Here is a 20,987-nt window from a genome sequence, read left to right on the forward strand (position 1 = left end):
TGCCCTCAGCCGCGGCGCAGGGCCTCGGTGAGGCGGTTGGCGGCCTCGATGATGGCCTGGGCGTGCAGCCGGCCCGGGTGGCGGGTCAGCCGCTCGATCGGGCCGGAGACCGAGACGGAGGCCACGACCCGGTTGGAGGGCCCGCGGACGGGCGCGGAGACCGAGGCCACGCCCGGCTCCCGCTCGCCGATCGACTGGGCCCAGCCGCGCCGCCGTACGCCGCTCAGCGCGGTGGCGGTGAAGCGGGCGCCCTGGAGGCCGCGGTGGAGCCGCTCGGGCTCCTCCCAGGCCAGCAGGACCTGCGCGGCGGAGCCGGCCTTCATCGGCAGCGTGGAGCCGACCGGCACGGTGTCCCGCAGGCCGGAGAGCCGCTCGGCGGCCGCGACGCAGATGCGCATCTCGCCCTGCCGGCGGTAGAGCTGGGCGCTCTCCCCGGTGACGTCGCGCAGGTGCGTGAGCACCGGGCCGGCGGCGGCGAGCAGGCGGTCCTCGCCGGCGGCGGCCGAGAGCTCGGCGAGTCGGGGGCCGAGGATGAACCGGCCCTGCATGTCCCTGGTGACCAGGCGGTGGTGTTCGAGTGCGACGGCGAGTCGGTGGGCCGTGGGCCGCGCCAGACCGGTGGCGGCGACCAGCCCCGCCAGCGTGGCGGGGCCCGACTCCAGTGCGCTGAGCACCAGAGCGGCCTTGTCGAGAACGCCGACGCCGCTAGTGTTGTCCATGAGTCGATACTGCAGTCTCAGTGGGCGAGACGCAAGTTCAATCTTCCGGGAAAAGCGCCACTCTGGATGCAGCAGCCCGGGAGACACCCAGGATGGACCCTCACCAAAGCGTCCACATCCTGGACACGATCCGGCGTGCAGGTCGCGACTCACGGCGAGCCTCACAGGGCGGCACGGGAAGAGACCTCGACGACGAGAAGGCCGGCAGAGCGGCCGGCTGGAGGGAAAGCGATGGGACGGACACTGGCGGAGAAGGTCTGGGACGACCACGTCGTCCGGCGCGCCGAGGGCGAGCCCGACCTGCTCTACATCGACCTGCACCTGCTGCACGAAGTCACCAGCCCGCAGGCCTTCGACGGCCTCCGGCTGGCCGGCCGCAAGGTCCGCCGGACCGATCTCACGATCGCCACCGAGGACCACAACACCCCGACCCTGGACATCGATAAGCCGATCGCCGACCCGGTCTCCCGGGTTCAGCTGGAGACGCTGCGCAAGAACGCCGCCGAGTTCGGCGTGCGCATCCACTCGCTGGGCGACGTGGAGCAGGGCGTGGTGCACGTGGTCGGCCCGCAGCTCGGCCTGACCCAGCCCGGTACGACCGTGGTCTGCGGCGACTCCCACACCTCCACCCACGGCGCCTTCGGCGCGCTGGCGTTCGGCATCGGCACCAGCCAGGTCGAGCACGTGCTGGCCACCCAGACGCTGCCGCTGGCCCCGTTCAAGACCATGGCCATCACGGTCGAGGGCGAGCTGCCCGAGGGCGTCACCGCCAAGGACCTGATCCTGGCCATCATCACCAAGATCGGCACCGGCGGCGGCCAGGGCTACGTCCTGGAGTACCGCGGCTCGGCCATCCGCAGCCTCTCCATGGAGGCCCGGATGACCATCTGCAACATGTCCATCGAGGCGGGCGCCCGGGCCGGCATGATCGCCCCGGACGACACCACCTTCGACTACCTCCAGGGCCGCCCGCACGCCCCGCAGGGCGAGGACTGGGACGAGGCCGTCGCCTACTGGCGCACCCTGACCACCGACGAGGACGCGGTCTTCGACGCCGAGGTCTTCATCGACGCGGCCGAGCTGACCCCGTTCGTCACCTGGGGCACCAACCCCGGCCAGGGCGCCCCGCTCGGCGCCAACGTCCCGAACCCCGAGGACTTCGCCGACCCGCAGGAGCGGATCGCCGCCGAGAACGCCCTGAAGTACATGGGCCTGGAGGCCGGCACCCCGCTGCGCGAGGTCAAGGTCGACGCCGTGTTCGTCGGCTCCTGCACCAACGGCCGGATCGAGGACCTGCGCGCCGCCGCCGCCATCCTGGACGGCCGCCGGATCGCCGACGGCGTACGGATGCTGGTCGTCCCCGGCTCGGTCCGGGTCGCCCTGCAGGCCGTCGAGGAGGGCCTGGACAAGGTCTTCACCGCCGCCGGCGCCGAATGGCGGCACGCGGGCTGCTCGATGTGCCTGGGCATGAACCCCGACCAGCTGGCCCCGGGCGAGCGCTGCGCCTCGACCTCCAACCGCAACTTCGAGGGCCGCCAGGGCAAGGGCGGCCGCACCCACCTGGTGTCGCCCCAGGTCGCCGCCGCCACCGCCCTGCTGGGCCGGCTCGCGGCCCCTGCCGATCTGACCGACCGCGTCGCCGTGGAGGCCTGAGCCATGGAGAAGTTCACCACCCACACCGGCCGCGCCGTCCCGCTGCGCCGCTCCAACGTGGACACCGACCAGATCATCCCGGCCCACTGGCTGAAGAAGGTCACCCGGTCCGGCTTCGAGGACGGCCTGTTCGAGGCCTGGCGCAAGGACGAGGACTTCGTCCTCAACCGCCCCGAGCGGCAGGGCGCCAGCGTCCTGGTGGCCGGCCCGGAGTTCGGCACCGGCTCCTCCCGTGAGCACGCCGTCTGGGCGCTGCAGAACTACGGCTTCCAGGCCGTCATCTCTTCCCGGTTCGCCGACATCTTCCGCGGCAACTCCCTGAAGAACGGCCTGCTGACGGTGGTCCTCCCGCAGGAGACCGTGGACCGGCTGTGGGAGCTCGTCGAGGCCGACCCGGCCGCCGAGATCACCGTGGACCTGGAGGCCCGCGAGGTCCGCGCCGAGGGCGTCACCGCCTCCTTCGAGCTCGACGACAACGTCCGCTGGCGCCTGCTCAACGGCCTGGACGACATCAGCATCACGCTGCAGAACGAGGCCGACATCGCGGCCTTCGAGTCCACCCGGCCCGCGTTCAAGCCCCGTACGCTCCCGGCCGCGTAGCGCAGTCCTTTCTGACGCTCCGCCGGATGGCCCGCTCCCCTCGGGGGGGCGGGCCATCCGCTGTTCCGGGAGGGGAGTTCGGGTGAGGGGCCGCGGCTGCCGGTGTCCGGTCAATCGCCAAAGAGGGCCTGGTGAAGCGCAACTCCGTACAGATGGCACAATCGTTGCATGCACCGGAACCCCGAACCTCCGTACCCGGGTGGCGAACCCGGGTCGTCGGGGGAGACGGACGGTGCAGCCGGCAGTCGAATTGACCGCCGGCCGGACGAAGACACCTCACCTGCTGAGGAACCCGACGACTCGGAAGTCACGGCGCTGTTCGCGCTTGTGGCCGAGCGGTTGAAGCAAGCCCATGCCCGCGTTCATGCGCTGAACGTGTCAACGGAGGCAAAGACCGCTCTCACCCGTCAACTGCTGATCGTCACGGAGACCGCCAAGCGCGATCTCCCGGAGGCGGCCCGGCGGTTGAGTCGCTTTGTGCAGGACCTCGACGAGGGGCGGCCGCCCCTCCCGTGAGGTCGCGAACGCGCAAATCCATTGCGACACTAGGGTGATTCACGCGTTTGGTAATTGAAAGTCCGCAGATACATACCTAACGTGCGAAATGAACGGATGGATTCATCCGGCGCCCGTTTCCGAAGGGGAAGACGTGAACAAGGCTCAGCTTGTCGAAGCGGTGGCCGAGCAGCTGGGCGGTCGCAAGGCTGCCGCAGAGGCCGTCGACGCAGTGCTCGACACGATGGTGCGTGCCGTGGTGGCGGGTGACCGGGTGTCGGTCACCGGCTTCGGCACCTTCGAGAAGGTGGAGCGCTCCGCGCGCTTCGCCCGCAACCCGCAGACCGGCGAGCGGGTGAAGGTCAAGAAGACCTCGGTCCCGCGCTTCCGTCCCGGCCAGGGCTTCAAGGACCTCGTCTCCGGCGCCAAGAAGCTGCCGAAGGAGGGCCCCTCGGTCAAGAAGGCCCCCAAGGGTTCCCTCACCCCGGGCAAGTCCGGCACCACCGCCGCCGTGAAGCGCGCCGCCGCCAAGCGCTCCACCACGGCCGCCGCCGCGACCGCCACCAAGAAGACCGCCGCCGCCGCGAAGAAGACCACCGCCACGGCCGCGAAGAAGACCACCGCCGCTGCCGCCAAGAAGGCCGCGCCGGCCAAGAAGACCACGGCCGCCGCCGCGAAGAAGACCACCGCCGCTGCCGCCAAGAAGGCCGCGCCGGCCAAGAAGACCACGGCCGCCGCCGCCAAGAAGACCACGGCCACCGCCGCCAAGAAGGCCACCACGGTCAAGAAGACGGCTCCCGCCAAGAAGACCACCACGCGCAAGACCACCGCGCGCAAGACCACCGCCAAGTAAGACCGACTGCTCAGCCCACGTCAGGTCAGCGGCGCACGGAACGGCCGCGGTGGTCCGCACATCCGGGATGACCGGTGCGGACCGCCGCGGCCGTTCCGCACGTCCGGGCCGGGCGTTCGCGGGGTGGGTCCGAGCGGTGCGTGTGGGCCGGGTGTCCGGGTGCCGGGGGTCATTCCCCTTCGGCGGCGACCGGGAGCTCGTAGACGATTTCCCAGCGGGCGTCCGGGATCACCAGGTCCGCCGTCTCCACCGCGCGGCCGTCCACGTCGAAGTACGTCCGCTCGACCAGGGTGACCAGGTCCCCGGCGGACAGGCCGAGCAGGTGCGCCTGCTCCTGGGTCGCCCGGCCGGGCCGCGGGACCTCCACCGCCCGTTCCACCGCGACGCCGATCGCGGCCATCCGCTCCACCACGCCCCGGCCCGCCAGCGGCCCGAGTTCGGGCAGCAGCACGGCCGTCCCCTCGGTCACCGCCATCGGCTCCCAGCTCTCCACCAACTGCACCGGCCGGCCCTCGGCCAGGAACTCGTAGCAGGTGCGGACCGTCAACTCGCCCGGCTCGATGCCGAGGCGGGCCGCGACGGCCGGCGGGGCCGGCGTCCGCGCGTAGCTGTGGGCGTCCCAGCTGCCGGGCGCCGCGGGGTCGTTCTGCAGCGCGGCCGTGCCGTGCGGGCCGAGGTGCCGGGAGCGCACCATCCGCCGCCGCTCGGTCGGCACCCGCACGTACGTGCCCGAGCCGGCGCGGCCCTCCAGCAGCCCCTCCGCGATCAGCAACTCCTGGGCGCGCTGCAGCACGTTGGGGCCGACCTCGTAGGCGACGGCGAGCTGAGCGCGGGACGGCAGCCGCTCACCGACCTGCCATTCGCCCGCGGCGACGCGGTGGCGCAGGTCGTGCGCGATCCGCAGGTACGGCGGCTCCTGTGACGGCATCTGGCTCTCCCGGTGGCGGGCACGACCCTGGCGGATGCGGCAGGGCGGGTGATTCAGCGTTGACAATCTAATGCATCAGGTGGAATCTAATGCCTTAGATTCACTTTGCGTGATCACCTGCTCGCGGGGAGAGGCGTTGCGTGCGAACCACCAGGGTGTTTGACCTCGCCAACCGCCTTGCCGTGGCGGCCGGGACGAGGGTCCGCATCCGCCGCCGCCCCGGGGGCGGCTACCGGGTGGAGGCGGCGCTTCCCGGCGACCTCACCGAGCAGGCTCAGCAAGCCGTCCTGGCCGTCCTGGCCCGGGCCGACCGCTACGGACACCACCGCACCGCGACGGCCCAGCGGGTCTGGGCCGAACTCGACGAGGAGTCAGCACCGTGAAGCGCACCGCCGCCGGATTCACCGTGGTCATCGAGGGCGTCACCGGGCCGGCCACCTTCACCAGGCTGCCGGACGCGCTGGCGGCGCTCTGGGAGGCCCTGCGGGTGCTGCCGTTGGGCTGGAACCAGTACGAGGCGTACCGGTACTTCTTCGGCGAGGGCGCGGTGGAGCGGGTGGAGCGGTTCCTGGCCCGGGACGGGCAACTCACGCTCACCTTCGCGATGGCGGGGAGGACGTACCCGGTCCGCGTGCGGCCGGCCGCCGACGGCGAGGCTCAGGGGCCGACCACCGAGGGGCCCCGGTTGCCCGAGGCCCAAGAGGCGGGCGCTGCGGCCCTGGTGGGCTGCCCGGTCGCGTGAGGCGGAAGGGCCGCCCGCTGAGGAGCGCGAGGACCTGCGCGGCGGCGGAAGGGTGCGGGTCGGGGACCGGGGGGCGGGTCGCCGGGTGGGTCAGGCTTCGGCGGGGTCGGGGAAGGTCTGGAGGGTCACGAAGACCACGCGGCGGGCCTCGCCCGTGCCCTCCGTGCGGATCCGGACGCGCTGACCGGGCCGGAGCAGCCGGAGGCCGCCCGCGTCGAAGGCCGCCGCGTCGAACGGCACCGGGGTGCCGTCGTCGAGCAGCACGGAACCCGCCCGGGTGTCGGGGTCGAAGGTGAACGCGGTGGCCTGCATGGCGCCAGCATAGCGAGGCGCCGCCGCCGGTCCGCAGGCCGCCGGGCGGTCAGACCAGTGCGGCGGCCACCGCCGCGGTCTGCGGTCCGACCCCGAGGGTCAGCGCCTCGGCGAGGTCGGCCGCGGTGTCCACGTCGCGCCGGACCGAGGGGACGTCCCCGCAGCCCAACTCGTGGGCGCCGTCGGCCGCGTGCCGGGAGCGGGAGCCCGGGCCGAAGGCGGGCCGGAGCGGGGCGCCGGGCCGGCAGGCGAGCAGGGTGGTGCCGGTGCCGGGGGCGTCGGCGAGGAAGGCCCGCCCGGTGGCGGGCACCGCCGCGAGCACCCGGCCGAGTTCGGCCGGCCGCAGGGCGGGGAGGTCGGCGGAGAGGGTGGCCACCGGGGCGTCGGGCGCGTGGCGCCGCGCGCGCACCGCCCCGTGCGCCAGGGCGGAGTTGAGCGCCTCATGCCCTCCGTACCCTCCGTACCCTCCGTGCCCGCCGGCCCCGGCTCCGGCGTCGGCGGGGTCGAGCGGCTCGTCGTCGACCACCAGGGCCCCCAGGGCGGCCAGGCGGGCGGCCGCCACCTCGTCCCGGGTGACCACCAGGACCCGCGCCACCGCGGGGCAGGCCAGCGCGGCGGCGACGGTGTCCAGGGCGAAGGCCAGCGCCAGGTCCGGACGCCGGGCGCCGGCGAAGCCGTCCAGCCGGCTCTTGGCCAGCGCCAGCCGCTTCACCGGCAGCACCAGCGACCAGCGGGCCGCCGGGAGGGTGGGCGAGAGCGCGGGCGCCCCGGCGGGGCGTACGGTGTCCTCGGTCATCGGCGCCATTCTGGCGCCGGCTCCGGAGCCCTGACCAGCCGCCCCGTCCGCGCTGACGTGCGCTTGCTCACGCCGTCCGTCGGCGGCGGCTGCTCGACAGTGGTCGGCCCACCGGCGAGACTGGTCCGCGCCCGGAGCGAGGTAGGACGTGCGGCACCCCACGTGCCGCACCGGAAGATGAGGAGCTGGAGTGGCCCGCCGCTCGAATGCCAGGTTCGGCAACGCCGACTACGGGATCTGGTACCGCTTCGCGGCCGTGCTGGTGAAGCCGGTGACCAACGCCCTGGCGCGCACCGACTGGCGCGGCTGGGAGCACCTGCCCGAGAAGGGCGGCTTCATCGCCGCGGTCAACCACAACTCCGTCATCGACCCGGTGTTCTACGCGCACTGGCAGTACAACAGCGGCCGCCCGCCGCGGATACTCGGCAAGTCCTCGCTGTTCTCGCTGCCGTTCATCGGCTTCATGCTGCGCAAGACCGGCCAGATCCCGGTGTTCCGCGAGTCCACCGACGCCGCCGAGGCGTTCCGCGCCGCGATCGACGCCGTCAACGGCGGCCAGTGCGTCCAGTTCTACCCGGAGGGCACGCTCACCCGGGACCCGGACCTGTGGCCGATGACCGGCAAGAGCGGCGCCGCCCGGGTCGCGCTGATGACCGGCGCGCCGGTGATCCCGGTCGCCCACTGGGGCGCGCACGAGATCATCCCGCCGTACGGGCGGGGAGGCAAGGGCAAGTACTTCCTCTTCCCCCGGCACACGGTGACCGTCGCCGCGGGCCCGGCGGTGGACCTCGACAAGTACCGGGGCCAGGAGCTGACCGCCCAGGTGCTCCGGGACGCCACGGAGGAGATCATGGCCGCCATCACCGCCGTCCTGGAGGGCATCCGCGGCGAGCAGGCGCCCGCCGAGCGGTACGACATGCGCAAGGCCGCCCGGCAGCGGGCCGCCGCCGCGGCCGCCGGCAACGGCCGAACGGCCACCGAGGACGCGACCGTCAAGGAGGAGGAGCGGTGACCCGCTGCGCCGTGATGGGGACCGGCTCCTGGGGCACCGCCTTCGCGATGGTGCTGGCCGACGCCGGCAGCCGGGTCACCCTCTGGGGCCGCCGGCAGGAGCTCGTCGACGCCATCGACCGGGACCACGTCAACCCCGACTACCTGCCGCAGCTCAAGCTGCCGGACACCATCCGGGCCACCACCGACGCCGCCGAGGCGCTGGACGGGGCCGAGTTCGCGGTGCTCGCCGTCCCCTCGCAGACGCTGCGCGCCAACCTGGCCGCCTGGGCGCCGCTGATCGGGCCGCACACCGTTCTGGTGAGCCTGATGAAGGGCATCGAACTCGGCACCGTGAAGCGGATGAGCGAGGTGATCGAGGAGGTCGCCGGCGTCCCCGCCGGACGGGTCGCCGTGGTCAGCGGGCCCAACCTGGCCGGCGAGATCGCCAACCGCCAGCCGGCCGCCAGCGTGGTCGCCTGCACCGACGAGGCGGTCGCCAAGCGGCTCCAGACCGCCTGCCACACGCCGTACTTCCGCCCGTACACCAACACCGACGTGGTCGGCTGCGAGCTCGGCGGCGCGGTGAAGAACGTCATCGGCCTCGCGGTCGGCATGGCCGACGGCATGGGCCTGGGCGACAACACCAAGGCCACCCTGATGACCCGCGGCCTGGCCGAGATCACCCGCCTCGGCATGGCCCTGGGCGCCGACCCGCTCACCTTCGCCGGCCTCGCCGGCATGGGCGACCTGGTCGCCACCTGCTCCTCGCCGCTCTCCCGCAACCACACCTTCGGCACCAACCTCGGCCGGGGCATGACCCTGGAGGAGGCGATCGCCGCAACCAAGCAGACCGCCGAGGGCGTCAAGTCCTGCGAGTCGGTGCTCGACCTGGCGCGGCGTAACGGTGTGGAGATGCCGATCGTCCAGGCCGTCGTCGACGTCGTGCACGGCGGTCGGCCCACCCAGGAGGTGCTGAAGGGCCTGATGGCCCGCTCGGCCAAGCCTGAACGCCGGTGACCGGAAACGGACGGTAGTCTCAAAACCGATATGAGCATCGAACAGACCTCCCCGAACAACGCGGCCAAGCCGCGCGTCGCGATCGTCTTCGGCGGCCGCAGCTCCGAGCACGCCATCTCGGTCGTCACGGCCGGCAGCGTGCTCCGGGCGATCGACCGGAGCAAGTACGAGGTGCTGCCGATCGGCATCACCCACGAGGGCCGCTGGGCCCTGGTCAGTGACGAGCCCTCCCGGATGGCCATCACCGAGGGCCGCCTCCCGGACGTCGCCGGTATCGCCGACTCCACCGAGGGCCAGGTCGCCCTGCCCGGCAGCCCGGCCAGCCGCGAGGTGGTCTGGAGCGAGCCCGGCAGCACCCCCAAGGTGCTGGGCGAGGTCGACGTGGTGCTCCCGCTGCTGCACGGTCCGTGGGGCGAGGACGGCACCATCCAGGGCCTCCTGGAGCTCTCCGGCGTGCCGTACGTCGGCTCCGGCGTGCTGGCCAGCGCGGCCGGCATGGACAAGGAGTTCACCAAGCGGCTGCTCGCCTCGCACGGCATCGGCGTCGGCAGCTACACCGTCGTCCGGCCGCGTGAGTGGGAGACGGCGGAGGGCCGCGACGCCGTCCGCGCCCGGATCGCCGGGCTCGGCCTGCCGCTGTTCGTGAAGCCCTGCCGGGCCGGCTCCTCCATCGGTATCTCCAAGGTCAAGGATCTCGCCGACCTGGACGCCGCGATCGACGAGGCCCGCCGGCACGACCCCAAGGTCATCGTCGAACTGGGCGTCGAGGGCCGCGAGATCGAGTGCGGCGTGCTGGAGTTCGAGGACGGCCCGCGGGCCAGCCTGCCGGCCGAGGTGCTGGTCGACGGCGACTACGAGTTCTACGACTTCGAGGCCAAGTACATCGACTCCTCCGAGGTGAGGATCCCGGCCGAGCTGACCGAGGAGCAGACCGCCGAGATCCGCCGGCAGGCCGTGGCCGCGTTCGAGGCGCTCGGCTGCGAGGGGCTGGCGCGGGTCGACTTCTTCCTGCTGCCGGACGGCAGCTGGATGGTCAACGAGGTCAACACCATGCCCGGCTTCACGCCGATCTCGGCCTACCCCAAGATGTGGGAGGCCACCGGGATCCCGTACGCGGAGCTGATCGACCGGCTGCTGGGCGCCGCGCTGCGGCGGTCCACGGGCCTGCGGTAGGGCTCCGCGAGGTTCTCAGGGGGCGTGGGGGACATCCCCGCGCCCCCTTTCGTGGTGCGCCGGCCGGCTAGAGGCCCTCGGGGATCGTGGCCTTGATGGCGTCGGTGAGCGAGGCGAGCGGGTCGACGGCGTTGGGGTACGCCCCCGCGGGCACCTCGATCTCCACGTACGCGCGGCGGAGCGTGGCGACGAACCGGTAGGTGCCGGAGTCGTCCCGCCCGTAGCCGAACTGCACGCCGTCGACCTCCGGAGAGGCCTTCAGCGGGTCCTCGTTGAGGTAGTCCGGCCGCTCCACGCCGCAGCGCAGCACCGTCCGCGGCGAGCTGTCCCAGGCCGCGGTGTACGGCGACGCGGGGGAGGGGTCCTCCCGGCGGTGGCCCAGCACGCTGCCCGGCAGTGCCGCGTCCAGGGCCGCGCAGTAGCGGGCGGCCTCGGCCGTCGGCTCGGGAGGGGTGACCTCGGCGGGTGTTCCCCAGGCGACCGCGAGCAGCGCCGTGCAGCCCAGCAGGACGGCCGGCGGGGCGAACCACCGGACGGGGGCGGGCAGCTTGTTCAGGAAGGCGGGTACGGGCACCCGCCGATGGTAGCCGGGTCGGGTACGGCCGACCCGTGCGCCCCCGGCCGGGGAACGGCACGGTCGGCCGCCGACGCGGCTCCACGGGCGGCCGGAACTAGAGGTTGACCACCGGGCAGGTCAGCGTCCTGGTGATGCCCTCGACCTGCTGGACCTGGGCGACCACCAGGCGGCCCAGCTCGTCGATCGAGGCGGCCTCGGCGCGCACGATCACGTCGTACGGCCCGGTGACGTCCTCCGCCGTCACCACGCCCTGGATCTTCGTGATGGACTCGGCGACCGCGGTGGCCTTGCCCACCTCGGTCTGGATCAGGATGTATGCCTGCACCACGGGTGACCTCCAGGCGGCTGCGGGGTGGACTGGCCGGCAGTCTGATCACCACGCTACCGCGCAGTGGACCGGGGAGGGGAGACTTCTGCAGACGTCGAGGGCGTACGCTGCGCGCGGGGGCGCGGCGCACCCGCGAGGCGATGGCGAGTCGGGAGGACGGCACATGCAGGGGACCGTGGGAGAGCTCGGTGAGTTCGGACTCATCCGGGAGCTGACCGCGCGGCTGCCGCTGACCGAGGCCGTCGAGCTCGGCCCCGGGGACGACGCGGCGGTGGTGAAGGCCCCGGACGGCCGGGTGGTGGCCACCACCGACGTGCTGATCGAGGGCCGGCACTTCCGCCGGGACTGGTCCACCGCGTACGACGTCGGCCGCAAGTCCGCCGCCCAGAACCTGGCCGACGTGGCCGCCATGGGCGCGGTGCCGACCGCGATCCTGCTCGGCCTGGTGGCCCCGGCCGACCTGCCCACCACCTGGGCCACCGAGCTGATGGACGGTCTGCGGGACGAGTGCCAGGTCGCCGGCGCGACCGTGGTCGGCGGCGACGTGGTCCGCGGCGACACCATCACCCTGGCCATCACCGCCCTCGGCGACCTGCAGGGCCGCCCGCCGGTGGTGCGCTCCGGCGCCCAGGTCGGGGACGTGGTCGCGGTGACCGGCTGGCTCGGCTGGTCGGCGGCCGGACTGACCGTGCTGCAGCGCGGCTTCCGCTCCCCGCGGGCCTTCGTCGAGGCCCACCGCCGGCCCGAGCCGCCGTACCACGCGGGCCCCGCCGCGGCCGGGCTGGGCGCCACCGCGATGGTGGACGTCAGCGACGGGCTGGTCGCCGACCTGGGGCACGTGGCCCGGGCCAGCGGCGTGGACATCGACCTGCGCGCCGCCGACTTCGACGTGCCCGCGCAGATGGCGGACATCGGCCAGGCGGTGGGCGTGGACCCGCTGGTCTGGGTGCTGTCGGGCGGCGAGGACCACGCGATCGTCGCCACCTTCCCGAAGACCGTCCAGCTGCCGGCCCGGTGGCGGGTGGTGGGCGAGGTGGTCCGCACCGCGGCGCCGGGCCGGGGCGGTCGCGTGACCGTGGACGGCGCCCCCTGGGACCGGGTGGGCGGCTGGGACCACTTCGCGGGGGAGTGACCCGGGCCGGACCGGCGGCGTGAGGCGACCCGACCCGGCCCCGGGCGGATCGCGGGGGAGTGGGCCGTCCGGGGCGGCGTTGGGCCGAGTGGATGGCCACTGCGCGTAGTCTTGCGCTGTGGAGCGGTCCGGAATGTCCGGAGTGCCCGACCGCACGATCCATCTACTCGGGGGCGCCGCCCCAGGAGCGGGAGATTGCAGCCACCATGCGTATCGGCGTCCTGACCAGCGGCGGCGACTGTCCCGGCCTCAACGCGGTGATCCGGTCGGTGGTGCACCGCGGCACCGACGTGCACGGGGACGAGATCGTCGGGATCGAGGACGGCTTCCTCGGCCTGATCGAGGGCCGCACCCGGCCCGTCTCGCACGACGACGTCACCGGCCTGCTCACCCTGGGCGGCACCATCCTGGGATCCGCGCGGGTCAAGCGCGAGAAGATCCAGTGGGCCGTGGAGAACGCCCGGACGCTCGCCGGGAACATCGGCATCGACGCGCTGATCACCATCGGCGGCGAGGGCACCCTGGCCGCCGCCCGGCTGTTCAGCGACGCCGGCCTGCCCGTGGTCGCCGTGCCCAAGACCATCGACAACGACATCGACGCCACCGACGTCACCTTCGGCTTCGACACCGCCGTCCACGTCGCCACCGAGGCCATCGACCGGCTGAAGACCACCGCCGAGTCGCACCAGCGGGTGATGGTGGTCGAGCTGATGGGCCGGCACACCGGCTGGATCACCCTCACCGCGGGCATCGCCGGCGGCGCCCACGGCATCCTCATCCCCGAGAAGCCCTTCGACATCGAGGCCCTCGCCCGGATGATCGAGGAGCGGTTCCGGCGCGGCAAGAAGTTCGCCATCATCGCCGTCGCCGAGGGCGCCCACCCCGTCCCCGGCACGCTGCGCTTCGAGCACGGCTCCCTCGACCAGTACGGCCACCAGACCTTCGGCGGGATCGGCAACCGGCTCGCCCGGGAACTGGAGGACCTGCTCGGCAAGGAGGCCCGGCCGGTCATCCTCGGCCACACCCAGCGCGGCGGCACCCCCACCGCCCGGGACCGGGTGCTCGCCACCCGGTTCGGCTGGCACGCCGTCGAGGCCGTGCACAAGGGCGCCTTCGGCCACTTCACCGCCCTCCGCGGCCTGGAGGTCGAGCTGGTGCCGATCGCCGACGCGGTCACCCGGCTGAAGACCGTCCCCGACGAGCGCTGGTCGGAGTGCGACGCCGTGCTCTGACCGGCGAAGGGTAGGTTGTCGACCATGGTTTCGACTGCTCCTCCCCGCGTGCTCACCGTCGCAGGATCGGACTCCGGCGGCGGCGCCGGCATCCAGGCGGACCTCAAGGCGATGCTCGCCCTCGGCGTCCACGGCATGAGCGTGATCACCGCGGTCACCGCGCAGAACTCGCTCGGAGTCCAGGGCTACTGGGAGCTCCCGGCCGAGGCGGTCCGCGCCCAGTTCCGCAGCGTGGTCGACGACATCGGCGTCCAGGCCGTGAAGACCGGCATGCTCGCCTCGGTCGACCTCGTCGAGACCGTCTCCGAGCTGCTCGCCGGGGTGGACGCCCCGGTCGTGGTCGACCCGGTCGGCGTCTCCAAGCACGGCGACCCGCTGCTCGCCGCCGAGGCCGTGGCCACCGTCCGCGAGCGGCTGCTCCCGGTCGCCACCCTCGCCACCCCCAACCTGCACGAGGTGACCCAGCTCACGGGCATCGTCGTCGACGGGCAGGGCCGGATGCGGGAGGCCGCGCAGGCCCTGCTCGACCTCGGACCGCGCTGGGCCCTGGTCAAGGGCGGCCACCTGGAGGGTGAGGCCGCCGACCTGCTGCTCGGCACCGGCGGCGAGGAGCACTGGTACCGCGCCCCGCGCCACGACAACCGGCACACCCACGGCACCGGCTGCACCCTCGCCAGCGCCATCGCGGCGGAGCTCGCCAAGGGCAGCGCCGTGCCCGAGGCCGTGGGGACGGCCAAGGAGTACATCACCGGGGCGATCCGGGCCGGGTTCGCGCTGGGCGCGGGCATCGGGCCGGTGGACCACGCCTGGCGCTGGCGCTGAGCCGGACGCCGCCACCGGGGGTGCGGGTGACCCGCGCCCCCGGTCGGGCCGGGGCTGGGGACGGGGACGGGGACGGAAAGCAGAAAGCCGACCCATCCCGAGGGATGGATCGGCGATCCGGAGGACCGGCGTACCGGTCTGCGCGTCAGCGCGAGACCTTACCGGCCTTGATGCACGAGGTGCAGACGTTGAGCCGCTTCGGCGTCCGCCCAATCACAGCGCGCACCGTCTGGATGTTGGGGTTCCAACGACGGGAGGTACGGCGGTGCGAGTGGGAGATGCTGTTGCCGAAGCCCGGCCCCTTGCCGCAGACGTCGCAGTTGGCAGCCACAGGAGTCACTCCAAGACTTCAGATCAGATACGTTCGAAAACCCCGGCTGAGCCATCCGAACCACTCACGTGGCACCGATCGGTTCAAGGGGTGAGCCCGGGTTGTTCCAGGCAACCGGAGAAGCATACAACGGCTGCTCCTGCCCACAGAAACTACCACGCCCCGGACGTTGATCGTTTCCGACCGGTTCCCGATCGGTCCGGCACCCGCTCCGCCCGTCGGCGACGGCGGGGGCCGGGCCCGGATAACCTGCCAGCATCGCCCCTAGCCACCGCGTTCCGTCGCGTTCCCGTGGCGTTCATCCCGAGGAGACCCGGTGCTGGACACGCTCGACGCCCCGTCCGTCCGCACCTGGTGCCGGCTCGCACTGACCGCCCTGGGCCAGGCCCGCGAGGAGATCGACGCCCTCAACGTCTACCCGGTCCCGGACGGCGACACCGGCACCAACCTGTACCTGACGGTCGAGTCGGCGGCGAGCGCCCTGGACGCCTGCTTCGCCGAGCGGCAGCCCGCCGGACCGGGCCTCGCCCCGGCGATGGCGGCGGTGGCCCGCGGCGCGCTGGTCGGGGCCCGGGGGAACTCCGGGGTGATCCTCGCCCAGTGGCTGCGCGGCCTGTCCGAGGTGCTGTCCCAGGGCGGCGACCCCGCCGCCCTGCGGAAGGGGCTCGTCCGCGCCTCCGAGGCCGCCTACCAGGCCGTCGCGGTGCCCGTCGAGGGAACTCTGCTGACCGTGGCCGCCGCGGCCGCCAGAACGGCCGACCAGCCCTCGGAGGGCTCGCGCCCGGACGGCCTGACCGCCGTGGCGGAGAGCGCCCACCGGGCCGCCCTGGAGGCGCTGGCGCACACCCCCGAGCAGCTGGACGTCCTGGCCGAGGCCGGGGTGGTCGACGCCGGCGGGCGGGGTCTGGTGGCCGTCCTCGGCGCCCTGGTGGACGCCGTGTCCGGGCAGAACCCGATGGGGCCGGTCGCCCTCCGCCAGGAGGTCGCGGTGCCCGCGCCGGCCGCCGCCGGCTGCGAGGGCCACGAGCGCCCGCCGGGCCCCGGCCACCCCGCGTTCGAGGTGATCTACCTGCTGGACGCACCCGACGAGGCGCTGCCCGCGCTGCGCGGACGCCTGGCCGGTCTCGGCGACTCGCTGGTGATCGGCGGCGGCGACGGGCTGTGGAACGTCCACGTGCACGTCGACGACGCCGGCGCGGCGGTCGAGGCGGGCGTCGAGGCCGGCCGGCCGTACCGGATCCGGATCACCCACTTCGCGGAGGCCGCCGCCCGCTCCGGGGAGCGCGAGGAGACCGTGGCGCACGGCCGCGCGGTGCTCAGCGTGGTGTCCGGCACCGGGCTGGCCGAGCTCTGCGCGCAGTCCGGCTCGGCCGTGCTCGCCGCCGACCCGGACCGCCCGCCGGCCAGCGGCGAACTGGCCGAGGCCGTCCGGCGGTGCGGCGCGCGCGAGGTCGTCCTGCTGCTCAACGACCCCGAGCTGCGGCCGGCCGCCGGCGCCGCGGCCGACCAGCTGCGCGAGGAGGGCGTCCGGATCGCCGTGCTGCCCACCCGCTCGCCGGTGCAGGGGCTGGCGGCGCTCGCCGTCCACGACGCCACCCGGCGGTTCGACGAGGACGTGGTCGCCATGACCTCCGCCGCCGGCGCCACCCGGTACGCCGAACTCGCCCTCGCCGAGGGGGAGTCCTGGACGATGGCCGGGGTCTGCCAGGCCGGGGACGTGCTCGGCATGATCGACGGGGACGTGGCGGTGATCGGCGAGGACCTCGCACAGACCGCGCTCACCGTGCTCGCCCGGATGCTGACGGCCGGCGGCGAGCTGGTCACCCTGATCCTCGGCGAGGGCGTCCCGGCCGGCCTCGCCGACCGGCTGGTCGCGGACGCCCGCCGCGAGCGGCCCGAGGTCGACACCCTGGTCTACGAGGGCGGCCAGGAGTCGGCGCTGCTGGTGATCGGCGTCGAGTGACCGGCGCCGGACGGCCGGGCCCGCGGGTCGCCGAGCCGGGGACGTCCTGAGCTTTGTCCGCCGGGTGGTGTGCAATAGGGCGTGATGGGCGCTCTCGATGAACCACTGACGAAACTCGTCGGCGACCGCACCGCGAAGGTGCTCGCCGACAGCCTCAAGCTGCGCACGGTCGGCGACCTGCTGCACCACTACCCCCGCCGGTACGTCGAACGCGGCCAGCTCACCAGCCTCGACGACCTGGAGGTCGAGGAGCACGTCACCGTCCTCGCCAGGATCGAGAAGGTCACCCTGATCCCGTTCCGCGGCCGCAAGGGCGACCGGCTGGAGGTGATCGTCACCGACGGCCGGGCCCGGCTCACCCTGGTCTTCTTCAACCAGGGCTGGCGGCAGAAGGAGCTGCGCCCCGGCGCGCAGGGCCTGTTCGCGGGCAAGGTCGGCCTGTTCAACCGCACCCGCCAACTCGCCTCGCCCGACTACCAGCTGCTCGACGAGGACGCCGACTCCGACGCCGCCCGGCAGTTCGCCGGTCGGCTGATCCCGGTCTACCCGGCCAGCGCCCAGATGCCCAGCTGGAAGCTGTCCATCTGCATCGAGACCGCCCTCACCAAGCACCTCGGCGACGTGCGCGAGCCGCTGCCGGCCGAACTCCGCGCGGCGCACGACCTCATCCCGCTGCAGGAGGCGCTGGAGCTCATCCACCGCCCGCGCAACCAGGCGGAGCGCGAGCGGGCGCAGAGCCGGCTCCGCTGGGACGAGGCGTTCGTGCTCCAGGTCGCCCTCGCCCAGCGCCGGGCCGCCGACTCCGCACTGCCCGCCGTCCCGCGCAAACCGGTGCCCGGCGGCCTGCTCGACGCCTTCGACGCCCGGCTGCCGTTCAGCCTGACCGACGGCCAGCGGAAGGTCTGCGGCGAGGTCTTCGAAGACCTGGCCACCGAGCACCCGATGCACCGGCTGCTCCAGGGCGAGGTCGGCTCCGGCAAGACCCTGGTCGCGCTGCGGGCGATGCTCGCCGTGGTCGACGCCGGCGGGCAGGCCGTGCTGCTGGCGCCCACCGAGGTGCTCGCCCAGCAGCACCACCGGTCGATCGTCGAGATGATGGGCGACCTCGCCGAGGGCGGCATGCTCGGCGGCTCCGAGATCGGCACCCGGGTCGTCCTGCTCACCGGCTCGATGGGCACCGCCGTCCGCCGCCAGGCGATGCTCGACATGGCCTGCGGCGACGCCGGCATCACCATCGGCACCCACGCGCTGATCGAGGACAAGGTCCAGTTCCAGGACCTCGGCCTGGTGGTGGTCGACGAGCAGCACCGGTTCGGCGTCGAGCAGCGGGACGCGCTGCGCGCCAAGGGCGGGCAGCCGCCGCACCTGCTGGTGATGACCGCGACCCCGATCCCGCGGACCGTCGCGATGACCGTCTTCGGCGACCTGGAGACCTCCGTCCTCGACCAGCTGCCCTCCGGCCGGTCCCCGATCTCCACCCACGTGGTGCCCTCGCTGGAGAAGCCCAACTTCCTCGCCCGGACCTGGGAGCGGGTCCGCGAGGAGGTCGGCAAGGGCCACCAGGCGTACGTGGTCTGCCCGCGGATCGGCGACGAACCGGAGGAGCCGAAGAAGAAGCGCCGGGCCGCGGCGGAGGACCTGGAGGACCTCGGCACCCCCGACGCCGGCGCCGGGAGCGACGACAAACGGCCGCCGCTGTCGGTGGTGGAGACCGCCGAGATGCTGACCAGGGGGCCGCTGGCCGGGCTGCGGGTGGAGATCCTGCACGGCCGGCTGGCGCCGGAGGCCAAGGACGAGGTGATGCGGCGGTTCGCCGCCGGCCAGGTGGACGTCCTGGTCGCCACCACGGTCATCGAGGTGGGCGTCAACGTCCCCAACTCCACGGTGATGGTCATCATGGACGCCGACCGGTTCGGCGTCTCCCAGCTGCACCAGCTGCGCGGCCGGGTCGGCCGCGGCAGCGCCGCCGGCCTCTGCCTGCTGGTCAGCGAGATGCCCGCGGCCAGCGCCGCGCGGGCCCGACTCGACGCCGTGGCGGGCACGTTGGACGGGTTCGAGCTCTCCCGGATCGACCTGGAGCAGCGCCGCGAGGGCGATGTGCTGGGCCAGGCCCAGTCCGGGGTGAAGTCCTCGCTCAAGGTGCTCTCCGTCCTGGAGGACGAGGAGGTCATCGCCACCGCCCGCACCGAGGCCACCCGACTGGTCGCCGCGGACCCGGAGTTGGCCGCCCACCCCGAGCTGCGGACGGCGCTCGCCAGCCTGGTCGACGCGGAGCGCGCCGAGTACCTGGAGAAGGGATGACGGTCCGTCGGTCGTTCGGTCGTTCGTTCGTTCGTTCCAGAGTCGATTGTCAGTGCCCCGCGAGAGAATGTAAGTGTTCAGGGCGCACTCCCAAAGTGCGTCCCTGGCGCGACATTTGGGGGTCATTGCATGGCATTTCGTCACCTCAACGAGCTCCCGCTCGGCGACAAGATCTTCCGGATCGAGCTCGCCAGCGAGGACGACCGCGAAGTCACCCTCACCCTGACCGGCTGGCGCGAGGGGGCCTCCGCCAGCCCGATCGCCAGCGGCAAGCTCCGCCTCCCGGTGGAGGAGGTCGCCTCCCTCCGGATCGCGCTCAACCGTGCCCTGCGCGCCCTGGCCATCGTGGCCGACGTCTCCGAGCCCATCCCGGACCGGGACGTGCTCCGCGAGCTCTACCCCGGCCACGGCGCCCCCTGGGTGCCGCAGCACGAGGAGGAGCTGGTCCGCCGGTTCCACGACGGCGAGACCATCGCCCGGATCGCCGCCCGCTACGGGCGGACCCCCGACTCGGTGCGCACCAAGCTCCGCGAGCTGGGCCACGACCCGCGCCGCCCCGAGTACTGCCCGCCGGACGGCTGCCTGTCCTGGTCGCGCTACGCCTCGCCGGCGCTGCTCGGTTCCGCCGAGGCGGCCGGGTAGCGGTCGGCGGGCCGGTGACCGCGGTCCGGGCCCGGGGGGCCGGACCGCGGGTCGCCGTCCGGGGTGCGGGGCCGCGCGCAGCGGGCGGCGACGGCCCGCGGGGGTTCCCGCGCGGTTCCCCGCACCCCGGGGTTTACGGTTGGGGGGTTCGTACGAAAGGACTCGCCACCCCATGACCCGCGTGATCGCCGGAACGGCCGGCGGCCGTCGCCTGGCCGTGCCGCCCGGCCGGAACACCCGCCCCACCTCCGACAAGGCGCGGGAGGCGATGTTCTCCACGCTGGAGGCGCTGCGCGGGACGCTGCACGGGGCCCGGATGCTCGACCTGTTCGGCGGGTCCGGGGCGGTCGCCCTGGAGGCGCTGTCCCGGGGCGCCGTCCACGCGCTGCTGGTGGAGTCGGACGCGAGCGCCGTCCGCACCATTCGGGAGAACGTTCGAGCCCTGCGCCTGCCCGGCGCCGAGGTGCGCGCGGAGAAGGCCGAGCGGGTGATCGCCGGGGCGCCGCCCGCGGAGCCGTACGACCTGGTGTTCCTGGATCCTCCGTACGCGGTGACGGACGACCAGGTGCGCGAGATGCTGATCACACTCCGCTCCGGGGGCTGGCTCGCGGACGAGGTTCTCGTCACCGTGGAACGCAGCACTCGCGGCGGCGAGTTCGGCTGGCCCGAGGGGTTCGAGGCGCTGCGGTCGCGACGCTACGGCGAGGGCACCCTCTGGTACGGTCGCGCCGCCGCCGGGGGCGACCACCTCTCGTAGCACCCCACCACCCCACAAGGGAGCACAGGACCATGCGCCGCGCCGTCTGTCCGGGTTCGTTCGATCCCATCACCAACGGGCACCTCGACATCATCGGGCGGGCCTCGAAGCTGTACGACGTGGTCCATGTCGCGGTGCTCGTCAACCCGAACAAGCAGGGCATGTTCACCATCGCGGAGCGGATCGCGATGATCGAGGAGACCTGCGCCCCCTACGGCAACATCCAGGTGGAGTCGCACAGCGGCCTGCTGGTGGACTACTGCCGCGACCGCGGGATCCCGGCCATCATCAAGGGCCTGCGCGCGGTCAGCGACTTCGACTACGAGCTGCAGATGGCGCAGATGAACCACGGGCTCACCGGGGTCGAGACGCTCTTCGTGCCCACCTCGCCGACCTACAGCTTCCTCTCCTCCAGCCTGGTCAAGGAGGTCGCCGGCTACGGCGGCGACGTCTCCCACCTGCTGCCCGAGACGGTGCACCGCAACCTGGTCCAGCGGATCGCCGAGCGGCAGGGCTGACCCGGCCGGTCGGGTCCCCTCCGGTCCGCCGTCCGGGCACGGACGCGACGCACCGGCCGTTGTGAGCTCCGGGGGATCTGGTCGTACAGTTCTGTTCTCCCGC

The 20,987-nt window shown here is 73.4% G+C and carries 24 protein-coding genes; 17 read left to right on the top strand and 7 right to left on the bottom strand.

Annotated elements, in window-relative coordinates:
• Window positions 1-5: 5 nt before the first annotated feature.
• Window positions 6-719: an IclR family transcriptional regulator gene (locus tag ABWK59_RS22655; RefSeq protein ID WP_354642437.1), complete on the bottom strand. Its 714-nt coding sequence runs from the start codon at window positions 717-719 to the stop codon at window positions 6-8.
• A 231-nt stretch (window positions 720-950) separates the two neighbouring features.
• Here ABWK59_RS22655 and leuC point away from each other — a divergent pair, with 231 nt between their 5' ends.
• The 4 genes from leuC to ABWK59_RS22675 all read left to right on the top strand — a co-directional run bounded on the left by leuC (window position 951) and on the right by ABWK59_RS22675 (window position 4,320).
• Window positions 951-2,372 carry a 3-isopropylmalate dehydratase large subunit gene (gene leuC, locus ABWK59_RS22660; RefSeq protein WP_354642438.1) on the top strand — a complete coding sequence of 474 codons (1,422 nt, stop codon included), beginning with the start codon at window positions 951-953 and terminating at the stop codon, window positions 2,370-2,372.
• A gap of 3 nt (window positions 2,373-2,375) precedes the next feature.
• The gene (leuD, locus tag ABWK59_RS22665) at window positions 2,376-2,972 is read left to right on the top strand and encodes a 3-isopropylmalate dehydratase small subunit (protein WP_354642439.1); all 597 of its coding nucleotides are present in this window, start codon (window positions 2,376-2,378) and stop codon (window positions 2,970-2,972) included.
• Window positions 2,973-3,140: 168 nt separating this feature from the next.
• Window positions 3,141-3,488, top strand: a complete 348-nt coding sequence (locus tag ABWK59_RS36635) for a hypothetical protein (protein ID WP_420492830.1) — start codon at window positions 3,141-3,143, stop codon at window positions 3,486-3,488.
• 133 nt (window positions 3,489-3,621) lie between these two features.
• Window positions 3,622-4,320 carry an HU family DNA-binding protein gene (locus ABWK59_RS22675; protein ID WP_354642440.1) on the top strand — a complete coding sequence of 233 codons (699 nt, stop codon included), beginning with the start codon at window positions 3,622-3,624 and terminating at the stop codon, window positions 4,318-4,320.
• Window positions 4,321-4,489: 169 nt separating this feature from the next.
• Here the strand turns inward: ABWK59_RS22675 and ABWK59_RS22680 are convergent, their stop codons facing one another.
• Window positions 4,490-5,248, bottom strand: coding sequence for a GntR family transcriptional regulator (locus ABWK59_RS22680; protein WP_354642441.1), 759 nt, complete (start codon window positions 5,246-5,248; stop codon window positions 4,490-4,492).
• A 140-nt stretch (window positions 5,249-5,388) separates the two neighbouring features.
• Between ABWK59_RS22680 and ABWK59_RS22685 the strand changes: the two genes are divergently transcribed.
• Window positions 5,389-5,631, top strand: coding sequence for a hypothetical protein (locus ABWK59_RS22685; protein WP_354642442.1), 243 nt, complete (start codon window positions 5,389-5,391; stop codon window positions 5,629-5,631).
• Complete coding sequence (locus ABWK59_RS22690) at window positions 5,628-5,990, top strand: hypothetical protein (protein ID WP_354642443.1); 363 nt, start codon at window positions 5,628-5,630, stop codon at window positions 5,988-5,990. The genes ABWK59_RS22685 and ABWK59_RS22690 overlap by 4 nt, the downstream gene beginning before the upstream one ends.
• 90 nt (window positions 5,991-6,080) lie before the next feature.
• Here ABWK59_RS22690 and ABWK59_RS22695 read toward each other — a convergent pair whose 3' ends face one another.
• Both ABWK59_RS22695 and cofC read right to left on the bottom strand, forming a co-directional pair.
• Window positions 6,081-6,302 carry a hypothetical protein gene (locus ABWK59_RS22695; protein ID WP_354642444.1) on the bottom strand — a complete coding sequence of 74 codons (222 nt, stop codon included), beginning with the start codon at window positions 6,300-6,302 and terminating at the stop codon, window positions 6,081-6,083.
• 49 nt (window positions 6,303-6,351) lie between these two features.
• The gene (cofC, locus tag ABWK59_RS22700) at window positions 6,352-7,098 is read right to left on the bottom strand and encodes a 2-phospho-L-lactate guanylyltransferase (RefSeq protein WP_354642445.1); all 747 of its coding nucleotides are present in this window, start codon (window positions 7,096-7,098) and stop codon (window positions 6,352-6,354) included.
• Window positions 7,099-7,288: 190 nt separating this feature from the next.
• Between cofC and ABWK59_RS22705 the strand changes: the two genes are divergently transcribed.
• The 3 genes from ABWK59_RS22705 to ABWK59_RS22715 are packed head-to-tail and all read left to right on the top strand — an operon-like array spanning window position 7,289 to window position 10,281.
• Window positions 7,289-8,110: a lysophospholipid acyltransferase family protein gene (locus ABWK59_RS22705; protein WP_354642446.1), complete on the top strand. Its 822-nt coding sequence runs from the start codon at window positions 7,289-7,291 to the stop codon at window positions 8,108-8,110.
• Window positions 8,107-9,108, top strand: a complete 1,002-nt coding sequence (locus ABWK59_RS22710) for an NAD(P)H-dependent glycerol-3-phosphate dehydrogenase (protein WP_354642447.1) — start codon at window positions 8,107-8,109, stop codon at window positions 9,106-9,108. Before ABWK59_RS22705 ends, ABWK59_RS22710 begins: the two co-directional genes overlap by 4 nt.
• Before the next feature lie 30 nt (window positions 9,109-9,138).
• Complete coding sequence (locus ABWK59_RS22715; RefSeq protein ID WP_354642448.1) at window positions 9,139-10,281, top strand: D-alanine--D-alanine ligase family protein; 1,143 nt, start codon at window positions 9,139-9,141, stop codon at window positions 10,279-10,281.
• Window positions 10,282-10,348: 67 nt separating this feature from the next.
• Here ABWK59_RS22715 and ABWK59_RS22720 read toward each other — a convergent pair whose 3' ends face one another.
• Both ABWK59_RS22720 and ABWK59_RS22725 read right to left on the bottom strand, forming a co-directional pair.
• Entirely contained in the window at window positions 10,349-10,855 is a 507-nt protein-coding gene (locus tag ABWK59_RS22720) for a DUF3515 domain-containing protein (protein WP_354642449.1), read from the bottom strand.
• Window positions 10,856-10,952: 97 nt separating this feature from the next.
• Entirely contained in the window at window positions 10,953-11,186 is a 234-nt protein-coding gene (locus tag ABWK59_RS22725; RefSeq protein WP_354642450.1) for an Lrp/AsnC family transcriptional regulator, read from the bottom strand.
• Between the two features lie 163 nt (window positions 11,187-11,349).
• On the opposite strand from ABWK59_RS22725, the gene ABWK59_RS22730 reads away from it, so the two are divergent.
• From ABWK59_RS22730 to thiD, 3 genes are all read left to right on the top strand, one after another.
• Entirely contained in the window at window positions 11,350-12,318 is a 969-nt protein-coding gene (locus ABWK59_RS22730) for a thiamine-phosphate kinase (RefSeq protein ID WP_354642451.1), read from the top strand.
• Between the two features lie 206 nt (window positions 12,319-12,524).
• Window positions 12,525-13,550, top strand: coding sequence for an ATP-dependent 6-phosphofructokinase (locus ABWK59_RS22735; protein WP_354642452.1), 1,026 nt, complete (start codon window positions 12,525-12,527; stop codon window positions 13,548-13,550).
• Window positions 13,551-13,574: 24 nt separating this feature from the next.
• Complete coding sequence (gene thiD / locus ABWK59_RS22740; protein WP_354642453.1) at window positions 13,575-14,372, top strand: bifunctional hydroxymethylpyrimidine kinase/phosphomethylpyrimidine kinase; 798 nt, start codon at window positions 13,575-13,577, stop codon at window positions 14,370-14,372.
• Between the two features lie 145 nt (window positions 14,373-14,517).
• Here the strand turns inward: thiD and rpmB are convergent, their stop codons facing one another.
• The gene (rpmB, locus tag ABWK59_RS22745; RefSeq protein WP_344639849.1) at window positions 14,518-14,703 is read right to left on the bottom strand and encodes a 50S ribosomal protein L28; all 186 of its coding nucleotides are present in this window, start codon (window positions 14,701-14,703) and stop codon (window positions 14,518-14,520) included.
• Window positions 14,704-15,019: 316 nt separating this feature from the next.
• Between rpmB and ABWK59_RS22750 the strand changes: the two genes are divergently transcribed.
• The 5 genes from ABWK59_RS22750 (at window position 15,020) to coaD (ending at window position 20,884) form a co-directional block, all read left to right on the top strand.
• Window positions 15,020-16,666 carry a DAK2 domain-containing protein gene (locus ABWK59_RS22750; RefSeq protein ID WP_354642454.1) on the top strand — a complete coding sequence of 549 codons (1,647 nt, stop codon included), beginning with the start codon at window positions 15,020-15,022 and terminating at the stop codon, window positions 16,664-16,666.
• 84 nt (window positions 16,667-16,750) lie between these two features.
• Window positions 16,751-18,967 (top strand): ATP-dependent DNA helicase RecG, encoded by a 2,217-nt coding sequence (gene recG / locus ABWK59_RS22755; protein WP_354642455.1) that lies wholly within the window; start codon window positions 16,751-16,753, stop codon window positions 18,965-18,967.
• Between the two features lie 129 nt (window positions 18,968-19,096).
• Window positions 19,097-19,609 carry a hypothetical protein gene (locus tag ABWK59_RS22760; RefSeq protein ID WP_354642456.1) on the top strand — a complete coding sequence of 171 codons (513 nt, stop codon included), beginning with the start codon at window positions 19,097-19,099 and terminating at the stop codon, window positions 19,607-19,609.
• Window positions 19,610-19,781: 172 nt separating this feature from the next.
• Window positions 19,782-20,366 carry a 16S rRNA (guanine(966)-N(2))-methyltransferase RsmD gene (rsmD, locus tag ABWK59_RS22765; protein ID WP_354642457.1) on the top strand — a complete coding sequence of 195 codons (585 nt, stop codon included), beginning with the start codon at window positions 19,782-19,784 and terminating at the stop codon, window positions 20,364-20,366.
• Between the two features lie 32 nt (window positions 20,367-20,398).
• A complete protein-coding gene (gene coaD, locus ABWK59_RS22770; RefSeq protein WP_354642458.1) occupies window positions 20,399-20,884 on the top strand; it encodes a pantetheine-phosphate adenylyltransferase in 486 nt (161 codons plus the stop codon).
• Window positions 20,885-20,987 lie beyond the last annotated feature (103 nt).

The organism is Kitasatospora sp. HUAS MG31 (genome assembly GCF_040571325.1).
GTDB lineage: Bacteria > Actinomycetota > Actinomycetes > Streptomycetales > Streptomycetaceae > Kitasatospora > Kitasatospora camelliae.